This is a genomic window from Pseudomonas sp. C32 (assembly GCF_030417915.1).
In the GTDB taxonomy this organism is placed as follows: Bacteria; Pseudomonadota; Gammaproteobacteria; order Pseudomonadales; family Pseudomonadaceae; genus Aquipseudomonas.
This window is the reverse complement of the sequence record NZ_JAUHUK010000025.1, coordinates 22308-34367: the sequence shown is the minus strand read 5'-3', so window position 1 is coordinate 34367 and position 12060 is coordinate 22308. Positions and strand designations below refer to the sequence as shown.

The window sequence follows — 12060 nt, the reverse complement described above, 5'->3', positions numbered from 1 at the left end:
CTCAGTGACCCAGCGGTCCGTCAGCTTCGCGCGCTAACAACTCATAAATCCGGTCATCTATCGAATGCGCTACATTGAAGCGCATCCAGGGCACTACTCGAGCATCCGGCATAAACAATTGCCCAGGTGCAAGCAGGATTTTTTCATCCCTGGCCTTCATGGCGAGTTCGGTGGAATTCTCGATCAGCGGATGGCGAGCCCACAGAAAAAGTCCTGCGTGTGGCTTCACAAATATTTCCATTCCCACGGATTCCAGCCGCCGAGCCGCGGTTTCGTGAGCGTGCGCCAAATTGTTTTGCAGCTGTTTGATGTGTTTGCGATGCCGTCCTTGCAGTAGCACATCGAGTACCAGTTCTTCGGCTATTTCCGAAGTAGTCAGGCCGCTGACCAGTTTTAGCGGCACCATTTCGTCGATCAATTCCTGGTGAGCGGCGATAAAGCCGACTCGCAGCGCCGGGGCGATGGTTTTGGAAAAACTGCCGACATAGATCACCCGCGATAACTGATCCATGCCGGCCAACGCCTGTTGACCGGTCGGGTCAAGGTCGGCGTAGATGTCGTTCTCGACGATCAGGAAATCGTATTTTTCCGCCAGTTGCAGTAGTCGATGGGCGACGGCCAACGACAGGCTGGTGCCGGTGGGGCATTGCAGGCGGGTGTTGGTGAAAAATACCTTAGGCCGATGAAGGAGAATGAGTGCTTCAAGTACGGCAAGGTCAACTCCGTCGCGGGTGCGCGGTACGCCCAGTAGCTTGGCCCCTTGCATATGCAGGTTGAGGAACAGGTTGTGATAACCCGGCTCGTCGACCAGTACATTGTCACCGCGTTGCACCAGGTAGCGCACCACCAAGTCCAACGCATGGCTACCGCCGCTGGTCAACATGATCTGCTCCGGGTGCGCAGCAATGCGCGTGTCTGCCAGTTTCTCAGCCAGCTTGGCCCGTAATCGTGCGCTACCCTTGGCGAGCCCGTAGCCGGAAAAATCACTCAATTCTCTACGGCCTAAGGCACGCAGGCTGCGTTGCAGGCCTTCGTGATCGGTCCACTGCTCGGGTAACAAACCGACGCCGGGACGCAGTTCCATACCCATTGGCTGAAAGACCTTTTGCAGCAGCAGATAGGCGTCGAAATCGACTTCGTTGTCTGTCGCGGTTGTCGCTGGTGGTGGCTCGGCAAGCGTCCCGCCCGACATGTCGCGCACGTAGAAGCCAGCATTACGCACGGGTGTCAGATAACCGAGCGCAACCAGCCGATCATAGGCCTCGACCGCTGTGAAGTGGCTGACTTTGTGAGTCTGGGAAAATTTGCGAATAGACGGCAATTTGCTACCGGGGCGCAAGCGCTGCTCTTTGATCGCCAGGCTGATACCGGTGACGATCTGGCTGACCAGCGACTCCTCCGAGCTGGGGTCTAAAAACATCATAGAAACAACCGTCCAAGCGTGGCGTTCTGCGGTGGGTGTATCGGTAAAACGACCATAACAGTGATGCAGCCCAGAAGTCTTTTCTGTTCATGGTGCCCCGGTAAAGGGTGTTGCACGATCACCCCATAGCCGGTCGACCAATTCGGTCGAAACATACCATGAACAAGGATGCGTAATGCACGACATCAGCTATCAATTCGATCGTAGCCGGATCTCCAGCGAAGAGTGGGAAACCCGATGCGATCTGGCTGCACTTTATCGATTGCTCGCCCACTTTCGCATGACCGATCTGATCGATACGCATATCTCCGCCCGCGTACCCGGTGAGGAGGGGCACTTCCTGATCAATCGCTACGGTGTGCTGTTCCACGAAATGCGCGCTTGCGATCTGATCAAGATCGATCATGAAGGCAATGCCGTGAACTCACATCACGGCCCCGGGAGTGTCAATCGCGCGGGGTTTAACATCCACTCGGCGATCCATGCGGCACGTCCCGACATCGCTTGTATCGTGCATACCCACACGTCAGCCGGTATTGCGGTTTCCGCACAGGAAGAGGGGCTGCTGCCGATCAGCCAGCATGCACTCAAGTTCTACCGACGGCTTGGATACCACGACTATGAGGGTATCGCGTTAAACCCCGAAGAAGGCGACCGGCTGGTTTTAGACCTGGGTTTGCACATGGCGATGATTCTGCGCAATCACGGATTGCTCGCCGCAGGCCGGTCCATCGCCGAAGCGTTCAATCAGATCTATTTTCTGGAGCGCGCTTGCCAGGCCCAGGTTCAGGCCCTGGCCGGCGGCCGGCCGCTGCGGACGCCCCCTGAGGCAGTGTGCGAATTAACCGCGCGGCAGTCCGATGACGAGATCGATCAAGAGCTGCACCAACTCGCCTGGACTTCCGCACTGCGCCTGATTGCCGGTGATCGAGAGGATTACCGGTGCTGAAGTACGGTCGACGGTCAGACCGTTGCCGATGACAGGAGTCACCCTTCTACTGGCCCCAGAGTCAGGGATGGGATAGCTGTCAGTGATCCCCCTGAACACTGCCAAGCGTGTTTCAAATCTGCCAAAACCAATAATCCTAGAGGTAGACATGAATAAGAAAACAATCGGAGCCTTGTTCCTCACAGCCATCACGTCGAGTGTCATGGCGGGTGAAATGACCGTGATTTCGTTCGGCGGAGTGAGCAAGGACGTGCAGTCGGAAGCGTTCTATAAACCATTCGAAAAAGCCACCGGCAACAAGGTGGTGGCCAGTGAGTACAACGGTGAAATGGGCCGCATCAAGGTCATGGTCGACACCAACAGCGTCAACTGGGATGCGGTACAGGTCGAGGGGCCAGAGCTGCTTCGCGGTTGTGACGAGGGGTTGTTTGAACATCTGGATACGGCACAGTTCGGCAAGCCGTCGGACTTCGTGCCCGGCACGTTCTCCGAATGCGGTGCCGGTCTGCTCGTCTGGTCGATGGCGATAGCTTACAACGCTGACAAACTCAAGGTCGCGCCGACCGGCTGGACCGACTTCTGGGATACACAGAAGTTTCCTGGCAAACGCGGCCTGCGCCGGGGGGCCAAGTACACGCTGGAAGCCGCATTGATGGCCGATGGCGTGGCTTATGCCGACATCTACAAAGTGCTGTCTACCCAGGAGGGGGTTGATCGAGCGTTTCGCAAACTTGACCAGATAAAACCTGATATCCAATGGTGGGAGGCAGGCGCGCAGCCGATGCAGTTCCTTGCCAGCGGTGATGTGGTCATGAGTACAGCGTTCAACGGTCGGGTTTTCGCTGGCCAGGAATCGGGGGCCAATGTACAGATCGTCTGGAAGGGAAGTATCTATGCCATCGACTCATGGGCGATCCCAAAAGGCAGCAAGAACAAAACGATGGCCGAGCAGTTTATCGCGTTCTCCCTTCGCCCGGAAAACCAGAAAGTTCATACTGAAAAGCTAGGTTATGGTTCGACCAACCAGCAAACCGCTGCATTGCTTGAGCCGGCCTTGGCGGCTCGCCTGAACACCGCCCCGACGAACCTGGGACAGGCGATGCCGATCGACAATGAGTTCTGGGTCAACCATGGTGAAGAGCTTGAGCAGCGCTTCAATGCCTGGGTGGCTAAAACGAACTGACGGCGTGTGGCGATGGCAGCCGACAAGGTGACGATTGACTTGACGTAGAGGAGGCAGCGGTCGAGATCAAAGACCGCAGGAAACGACCTCTGTTCAGCCCAGCCACTTCCCCTTCCCTTCACCGCCACACTATGAAAACACAAGCCCAGGATCTTCCTAAAGAACGTCTGGGCTTGTGGTTTTTGACGACTAAAAAAGGGCCGGCGCATGAAGTCTGCCACGCGTTCATAGTCCTCAAACGGAAACTCCACGCCATAGCCGGCGGTCTGCCAATACGGCCGGTCCATGCAGTGGACGGCAGGAGCAGGGTCGTAGCGTTCGGCGCCCGAACACTTGGCGTGAGCGGAGCGCCCACTTGAACTGGCGCACGAACGCTTCGAGGTGGTTCTGCACCACGCGGTACAAAGTCACCAGGTCGCCGTTGATGTCATTGAGCACCTCCTCGACCACGGAGGGTTCAGAAGTCGTATTTGACCCCAAGCATGCCCTCGTAGCTGTGGCTATCACCATCGAAGGCCTTCTGATAGCCCGCGGAGATGTAGAACGTGACTTTCTTGTCCGCCTGATAATCGACGCCCAAATTGGCCTCCCACCAGCTCCCGCCGATATCGGCCTCGAAGGGCACGAAGCCGTCGGCCGAAGAAAACTCGGTTTTTGGCTGGCCCTTGAACTCATGCCAGACGCTGGGACGCAGCCAGCCGTTGGTTCGCAAAGTTTCTCCTTTGTCGTTTTCGCGAAACCAGTCTTTGGTCAGGCGCACGCCCAAGCGGCCGATCAGCGAGTCGACGTCCTTGAAACGCACGTCGGCAGCGATGTCGTTGCTGTCATCGAGGTCGATGCGCGAATAGATCAATTGAGCCTGGGGTTCGAGGTAGAGATTTTCGAACTTGTCCTCGCCTTCACCTTCATCGATCAGGAACGGGTAGCCGCCTTCCAGTGACGCGGTATAACCCCAGCCCTTGCTGTCCAGCTCATCGATATCGCCCGGTTTGGCCTCGATATCGAAATGGTGGAGTTGCAGCACACCATCGACGTAGGCACCTTCGGGACTGAAGTGCGTCCAGTAACCGCCCAGACTGTAAGCACGCAGCACGTTATTCCCGGCACCGAATCCGGTGTAATGCTCCACACCACCGTCAATCTTGCCGATGGCCAGGGACAGGCCTGCTTGGTCGTGGCTGCCATCAGTGTCTTCGCCGTCGGCCTGCTCGGTTCGTAGTTGCATCAAGCACGGCAGCATTCGACTCAAAGCTGATGGTGGCGACCGGTTGAAACCGGCCAGAAGCAACCCGTCATCGATTATGTGGACTCTCGTCTAAGTATCGATTTGGCGGCGGCACGGTCGCCAGTAATGTTTTAGGCAGACGCAAAAGAGCCATGTGTTTTCTCTTATCGTGGTGGTTCGAGGACTGCTTCTAACGCAGGCGCCCTACTCTTCGAATATCGCCACCGCCCGAACAAAACCCGCCGACGCATGCTTGATCTTGTAAGGGAAACACGACACCTCGAAGCCACTGGCCGGCAGGGATTCCAGGTTGGCGAGTTTTTCCATTTGCCCGTAACCGATATCACGTCCGGCCTTGTGCCCTTCCCAAATAATCGAGGCATCGCCGTCAGCTGCAAAACGCTCACGGGTATATTTGAACGGCGCATCCCAACTCCAGGCATCAGTGCCAACGACTCGCACCCCGCGCTCCAGCAGATACAACGTGGCTTCACGACCGATGCCCACACCGGCATCGAGATATCCCGGCTGGCCGAACAGCGCGCCGGCCCGAGTGTTGATCAGCACGATGTCCAACGGCTGCAATGTGTGACCAATTCGAGCCAGTTCCGCTTCGATCTCGTCCGCGGTCACCACATGACCATCGGCCATGTGCCGAAAATCCAGCTTCACACCCGGTTGCAGGCACCACTCGAGCGGCAACTCATCGATACCAAAAGCCGGCTGTCCGCCATCGGTGGTCGAGGCGTAATGCCAAGGTGCATCCATGTGCGTGCCGCTGTGAGTGGTGATGTGCAGTCGCTCGGCGGCCCAGGATTCGTTTCCCGGCATCTGCTCGAGTTGCAAGCCGGGAAACATCGCGGCCATTTCCGGCCAGCCTTGCTGGTGATCCATGTAATCGATCTTCGGCAACAACGGTGGCGGATCGGTGTAGGGGTTGTTGTCGAGGGTGACCGAGAGGTCGACGAGGCGACGTTTTGGCTTAGTTGGCTGCGACATGAAAGGTGTCTCCGGTCAGCGGCATATGTCTGGGATTCGAAGGGTTGAGGGCGTTGCGCACCAGCGTGGCCGCGTTACGGTCATGGTTGAATCCTGCAGCGCGCGCCTGCGGTGTTTTCAAGGGCGGCATACGTCCGAACAATGCTTCCAGTCGGGCGTCCGGCACAAAGCCGATCAATGCGCGGCGCTCCTGCCCATAACGTTCGGCCAATGCGTCGATCACCTGGGCAATCGACAGATGCAGAACCGGCAACTGCCACACCCGTTGCGCCCCAAGCAAGGTGCCATCCAGCTCTGCGGCGTGGATCAGGTTGTTCACGCAACAACGGGCAGACATCCACCACGCCGTCGCTTCTGGAGAAACCGGGCATTGATAGGATTGACCGTCGGCGAAGGCTCGCATCAGGTCGCTCATGAATGCCGAACGCAATCCATTGGGTTCGCGGGGCCGGGCGACGATGCCCGGCAGGCGCAACACACGACCGTCCACATCACCCCGACGGGCTAGATCACTGATGGCGCTTTCCACCATGGCTTTGTGAGTGCCATAGGACAATTCGGGACGCAACTCGGCCGTCTCGTTCATCCGTGCGGGTAGAACACCGCCGTACACCGCCACGCTGCTGGCATACACCAAAACTGGCGGATGGGTTTTGTTGCGCAGCTGATTAAGCAATTCCAGGCTGGCCAGCAGGTTGACCTGGTAGCCGAGGTCGTACTGCTCTTCTGCCGTGCCACCGGGAACACTCACCAGATGGAACACCACATCAATGCCGTCGGCCAATACCCGACGCATCAAGGCCAGATCCGTCACGCTGCCGAAATGACGACGAAGACGGGCATCTTCCGGCAGGCCCTGCAAGTCTTTGTCCAGTACCAGCAACGAGTCGATGGCCTGCCCTCGCAAGCTGCCCAGCGCCAGCAGACAGCGCACGAGTTCACGTCCGACAAAACCATTGGCACCGGTAATCAATACACGCATAAAGCGCTCCTCAGCCTTGGGCCTGAACGATGCATTGATCGATTGCCCCGAACAGCGACTGGCCATCGCTGCCGGTGACATCCATGTGCACGCGGTCACCAAAGCGCATGAAGCCAGTTTGTGCGGCACCCAGCTCAATCATCTCGATGGCGCGCCGCTCGGCAATGCACGCCGATCCCGCGCTTCTGTCGGCATTGGAGACCGTACCGGAACCAATCAGCGTGCCCGCTCGCAGCCTGCGAGTGAGCGCGGCATGGGCAATCAACTGGCCAAAACTGAAGTTCATCTGCCCGCCGTGCGGATGACCAAACCATTGGCCATTCCAGTGCACCTGCAAAGGCAAATGCACACGCCCGTCGCGCCAGGCGTCGCCCAGTTCGTCGGGTGTGATGGCCAGCGGGGCGAAGCTGGAGGACGGCTTGGCCTGCAAGAACCCAAACCCCGTCCTCATTTCCCGAGGGGCCAGGGCGCGCAAGCTGACGTCGTTGATTTGCAGGATCAGTTTGATGTGTTGTTGTGCCACCTCGGCGGCGCAGCCCATCGGCACATCATCCACGAGCACCACAAACTCGCCCTCGAAATCGATGCCCTGGCTCTCGCTCGGCAGCGCGATATCGTCCCGTGCGCCAATGAAATCGTCGCCGGCGCCCTGATACATCAGCGGCGTGTTTTCGACCCCGTCGATGGGGTCAAGGTTGAACGCTTTCTGCATCAGCGCACCGTGACTGAGAAATGCCGAGCCATCGCACCATTGATAAGCGCGGGGCAATGGCGCCATCGCCTGGGCGGGATCGAAGGCGAAGGCATCCGCCACCTCGCCCGCATTCAACTGAGCCGACAGCAACTGCAAGCGAGGCTCGGTAGTGCTCCAGTTCTCGATTGCCTGTTGCAAGGTGAGCGCCACGGAACGGGCATCCACTGCCCGGGCGAGATCCCGCGAGACCACGACGAGCTGACCGTCGCGGCTGCCGTTTTTCAGGGTGGCGAGTTTCATGCCGATGCTCCCTTGCCATTGCTCAACTCAGCGGCGAAACGCCCATCAAGCAGAATGAAGACCATGCGCGCCATCGCTTCGGTTCGGTTGCTCCAGGCGTGGTTGGTGCCACGTTGAACCACCACGTCGCCGCGTTTGAGGTGCACCTCTTCCTTATCCAGCACCAGCCACACCTCTCCTTCGGTGACGATGCCATAGTCGAGGGTCTCGGTGCGGTGCATCAATTTATGCCTGGAGTCGTGTTGACCGGTGCCCGCTTGGGACTCGCCGATTTCAGCGAACACCGCCGCGGCATCTTCGGCGCTGACCTGGTTCTGCACGCTGTCCGGTGGAATATCCACCACGCGAATGACACTGCCCTGTGGCCCGGGACTGAGTTGCAGGGGCTTGCTGCTTGGGTCACTGGCGTTGTCGAGCAAAGCCGGGCTGGTGCTGCTGTTCCACAGTTCGTAAAACACGGTGCCCGGCACGGCCGATAGCGGGAACACGTTCGGCGTGGGTCCGCTACTGGCGACGATGGCCTGGCCCTGCTGATCGTGGCCGGTGACCACTCGTTTGAATTCAGGAAGCGCTTGCATGGAAAATCCTCGTTCAGTTTCCGTCGCCAATGGTCTTGCCACCGGCTTCAACATTCGCGTGCTGCAACAGACCGCCGAGCCTGGGTACGGCCAGGCAAAACACCGCCACCAGCAGTTGCGATCCGCCCACGATCCCTAACGCACGGGGCAGCGCCATGGCGTCACCATGGGTCAAGGCGAGAACCGCCAGGGGGCTGATAAATTCGCCGGCGAAGATGGCCGCGGTAAAACACCCCGCCGCCCGCCCGCGTTGATGGAAATTGACTTGCGCCATGATCCAGGTGATCAGCGTCGGCAACATCAAGCCAATGCCCAAGCCGTTGATGGTCACTGCGACCACGACCTGCACATGGGTCAAGGCCTCAGCCATCAGCAACCCGCCGATACCTGCCAGCACATAGGCGATCAGCAGCATGTGGTGCCCACGCATCCCGCTGAACAAACGAAAGCTCAGCGCACCGATCAGCACGCCCAGTTGGTTGGCGCCCATGGTCATACCGATTTGTTGCGGGGCATCTACTTGCAGAAGATTGAGCAGATAACCGGCCTGCACCGGCACGATAAACAGGCTCAAACCTGCCAGCAGTGACAGCACATACATAGGCATCAGCGCACGCCACGGAAACTTCCCGGTTGGCAACGACTGCAGGGGTTGTCCGGTTTGTGGGCGGGCTTGCGGCTCCCACAACTTCCAGGCCATCAGTGGCAGGAAAATCAAACCCACGGCGTACAACGCAAACGGGGTGCGCCAGTCGTTTTGACCCAGGAAGCCACCCAACGCGATGAACACAGCAGCCGACAACGACGTGGCGACCATCTGCAAGGCAAACAGACGCTCACGCCTGGCACCGCTGTAGTAATCGCCCATCAGCGTGGTGCAGCAGGTCATGATGCCCGCCTCGGCCAATCCGATACCCGCCCGGCTGAGCACGATGGCCTGCAGTGAATCGAGCCAAAGCGGCAGCACACCACAGAGGACATACAGCAGCATGCTCGCCAGCAACAAGGGCTTGCGCCCAAGGCGATCGGCGATCAGCCCGGCGAACGGCGCCAGCAAGGCAATCACCAACGCTGGTAGCGTCAGTACGATGGGAACCAGTACGGCGCTGCCGTCGACGCCAGCAAAGTGCGCCTGCATCCGCGGCAACACCGGGGCCAGCAACACCGCACCCAACACCGGCAGGCAGCTGCCGAGCAGCAACAACATCGACTGCGCCAAACCGGCCTGACGGATGGGTTTTACGAAGGTATCAGCGACCATGGCAGTGCTCCTTGAGGCGCAGGTGATGAACGTCCGCGACCACTGCTGGCTCGGCCCCCGCCCTATGGGCCACCGGCATTGGTACAACGGCGTCCTGCGCATTGCGCCCTGCGGGTAACAGGAAGTACGCCAGCGCCGGCAGCAACACCAATGCACCGACCATGTTCCAGACAAACATGAAGGCCAGCAGCACGCCCATGTCGGCCTGGAACTTGATCGGTGAAAATGTCCAGGTCGCCACGCCGATGGCCAGGGTGATACCGGTCAGCATCACCACCTTGCCGGTGGACACCAGTGCGCGGTAATAGGCTTCGGACAGGCTCGCCCCTTGGCGCAGGTGACCCAGGAGAATGCTCATCACGTACAGCGCATAGTCGACCCCGATGCCGACGCCCAAGGCGATGACGGGCAGCGTGGCGACTTTCACGCCGATGTTCAGCCAGACCATCAAGGCTTCGCAGAGGATGGAGGTGAGCATCAGCGGAATCACCGCGCACACCGTCGCGCGCCAGGAGCGGAAGGTGATCAGGCACAGCAAAATGACTGCGCCGTAGACCCAGACGAGCATTTCGCGATTGGCTTGCTTGACCACAATATTGGTCGCCGCTTCGATGCCGGCGTTACCCGCCGCCAGCAGGAACTGCACCTCGTCGGTGTTGTTCTCGGCGGCAAATTTTTCCACATGCTCAACCAGGCGGGTCAGCGTCTCGGCCTTGTGGTCGGTCAGGTAGGCGTACAGGGTCAACAGGCTGCAATCTTCGTTGTACAACCCTCGCGGCGCGCTGGCGGTGATCATGTTGAGCATCGCCTGATTGTTCTGCAGCTCGTACCACTTCGGGTTGCCTTCACTGAGCCCGACCAGCATGCGCCGGTTCAGCAACGCCAGCGAGTTGGTCGAATCCACGCCTGGCAAAGCGCGCAGTTGCCAGTCAAGGGCATCGACCTTGGCCAGGATGTCGTAGCGTGCACAGCTGCTGGCCGGGGTTTTCACCATCACCGCGAACAGGTCGCTGCTGGCGCCGTAATGACGGGTCAGAAAAGCATCGTCCTGGTTGTAACGCGAGTCCGCACGCAGTTCCGGCGCACCGGCGTCGAGGTCACCGATTTTCAGTTGCAGGCTGACCAGAAAGCCGAGTGCTGCCAAGGCTAGGCTGATGGCGATGCAAAGGCTGGCCCAGCGCCGATGAGTGAACAGGTCCAGAAAACGCCAGAACGCATGGCGCGCCTGCCCGCTTTGCTCGGCCTGTTCGCTCTTGAGGCTCAGCTGCGCGGCACGCGGCGTCACGCCGACATAAGAGAGCAAAACCGGCAGCAAAATCAGGTTGGTGAAAATCAACACGGCCACGCCAATGCTGGCGATCACAGCGAGGTCCTGAATGACCTGGATCTTGATCAGCATCAGTACCGCAAAACCTACAGCGTCACACAGCAACGCTGTCAGCCCGGCGAGGAACAGGCGCCGGAAGGTGAAACGTGCAGCCACCACCCGGTGCATGCCACGCCCGATGTCTTGCATGATGCCGTTCATTTTTTGTGCGCCGTGGCTCATGCCGATGGCAAACACCAGAAACGGCACCAGTACCGAGTACGGGTCCAGCTGGTAATTCAGCAATGGCAGCAGACCGAGCTGCCAGACCACCGCCACCAGCGAGCACAACACCACCAGCACCGTACTGCGCAGACAACGGGTGTACCAGAACAGCACCGCCGTGGTGATCAGGATCGCAACGGCGAAAAACAGCAGGATCTGCTTCAGGCCGGCAATCAGGTCGCCGACTTTTTTTGCGAAACCGGTGATGTGAATCTCGATGTTGGTACTTTGATAGGTGCTGCGCAGGGTCTCCAGTTGTTCGGACAGCACCGCGTAATCCAGCGCCTTGCCGTCGGTGGTGGTTGCCAACAATGGGACGTAGATGATGCTGGAGGTCTGGTCGAAGGCCACCAGTTGACCGAGTTCGTTGGAGCGTTGCACGTTGCGGCGCAGCGCATCGAGATTAGCAGCGGTGCCACTGTAGTCGTCCGGGATCACCGGACCGCCATCCAGGCCATCTTCGGTCACTGCGACCCAGCGCGTGGCCGGTGTCCATAGCGACTTCATGTACGCACGGTCGACACCCGGCAGCAGGTAGAGCTTGTCGCTCAGGGCCTGCAGGGTCTTCAGGTACTCGGCGTCGTAGATGTCGCCGCGCTTGTTCGCTACCACAATCCGCAGGGCATTACCCAAACCCGTGAGCTGTTTCTGATGCTCAAGGTAGTTTGCAATGTAAGGCTGCTGTGTGGGGATCATCTTTTCGAAGCTGGCATTGAGCTCGATACGGGTGGCTTGATAACCCAATACCAGGGTCGTCAGCACACACACCAGCAGGACCCACAGGCGGTGGTTGAACAGCGTGCGTTCCACCACTGAACCGGAGCGTGGATCGAAATTCGCCAGGCTGGCCGTGGCGTTGTCGAAAGACTTCATAA

At 59.1% G+C, this 12060-nt stretch carries 10 protein-coding genes and 1 pseudogene; 2 read left to right on the top strand and 9 right to left on the bottom strand.

The genetic code is table 11. From position 1 onward, the window contains the following. Position 1: 1 nt before the first annotated feature. Complete coding sequence (locus tag QYH43_RS23640; protein WP_095056015.1) at positions 2-1423, bottom strand: PLP-dependent aminotransferase family protein; 1422 nt, start codon at positions 1421-1423, stop codon at positions 2-4. Positions 1424-1598: 175 nt separating this feature from the next. On the opposite strand from QYH43_RS23640, the gene QYH43_RS23635 reads away from it, so the two are divergent. Together QYH43_RS23635 and QYH43_RS23630 are read left to right on the top strand one after the other, a co-directional pair. Continuing rightward, entirely contained in the window at positions 1599-2372 is a 774-nt protein-coding gene (locus QYH43_RS23635) for a class II aldolase/adducin family protein (protein WP_095056014.1), read from the top strand. A gap of 148 nt (positions 2373-2520) precedes the next feature. After that, positions 2521-3555, top strand: a complete 1035-nt coding sequence (locus tag QYH43_RS23630) for an ABC transporter substrate-binding protein (RefSeq protein WP_095056013.1) — start codon at positions 2521-2523, stop codon at positions 3553-3555. A gap of 200 nt (positions 3556-3755) precedes the next feature. Here the strand turns inward: QYH43_RS23630 and QYH43_RS23625 are convergent. The 8 genes and pseudogenes from QYH43_RS23625 to QYH43_RS23590 form a co-directional block, all read right to left on the bottom strand. Beyond that, positions 3756-3996, bottom strand: a pseudogene (locus tag QYH43_RS23625) (DNA adenine methylase); the annotation flags it as partial. A gap of 16 nt (positions 3997-4012) precedes the next feature. Next, entirely contained in the window at positions 4013-4780 is a 768-nt protein-coding gene (locus QYH43_RS23620; RefSeq protein ID WP_301158224.1) for an autotransporter outer membrane beta-barrel domain-containing protein, read from the bottom strand. 204 nt (positions 4781-4984) lie between these two features. Continuing rightward, positions 4985-5779, bottom strand: a complete 795-nt coding sequence (locus QYH43_RS23615; protein ID WP_095152805.1) for a cyclase family protein — start codon at positions 5777-5779, stop codon at positions 4985-4987. Next, positions 5763-6761: an NAD-dependent epimerase/dehydratase family protein gene (locus QYH43_RS23610; protein ID WP_095152804.1), complete on the bottom strand. Its 999-nt coding sequence runs from the start codon at positions 6759-6761 to the stop codon at positions 5763-5765. Before QYH43_RS23610 ends, QYH43_RS23615 begins: the two co-directional genes overlap by 17 nt. Before the next feature lie 10 nt (positions 6762-6771). Next, the gene (locus tag QYH43_RS23605; protein ID WP_095152803.1) at positions 6772-7755 is read right to left on the bottom strand and encodes a fumarylacetoacetate hydrolase family protein; all 984 of its coding nucleotides are present in this window, start codon (positions 7753-7755) and stop codon (positions 6772-6774) included. Next, positions 7752-8333: a cupin domain-containing protein gene (locus QYH43_RS23600; RefSeq protein WP_095056008.1), complete on the bottom strand. Its 582-nt coding sequence runs from the start codon at positions 8331-8333 to the stop codon at positions 7752-7754. Before QYH43_RS23600 ends, QYH43_RS23605 begins: the two co-directional genes overlap by 4 nt. A gap of 13 nt (positions 8334-8346) precedes the next feature. Continuing rightward, positions 8347-9594 (bottom strand): MFS transporter, encoded by a 1248-nt coding sequence (locus QYH43_RS23595; protein ID WP_095056007.1) that lies wholly within the window; start codon positions 9592-9594, stop codon positions 8347-8349. Next, positions 9584-12058, bottom strand: coding sequence for an MMPL family transporter (locus tag QYH43_RS23590; protein WP_301158223.1), 2475 nt, complete (start codon positions 12056-12058; stop codon positions 9584-9586). Before QYH43_RS23590 ends, QYH43_RS23595 begins: the two co-directional genes overlap by 11 nt. Between the last annotated feature and the right edge of the window lie 2 nt (positions 12059-12060).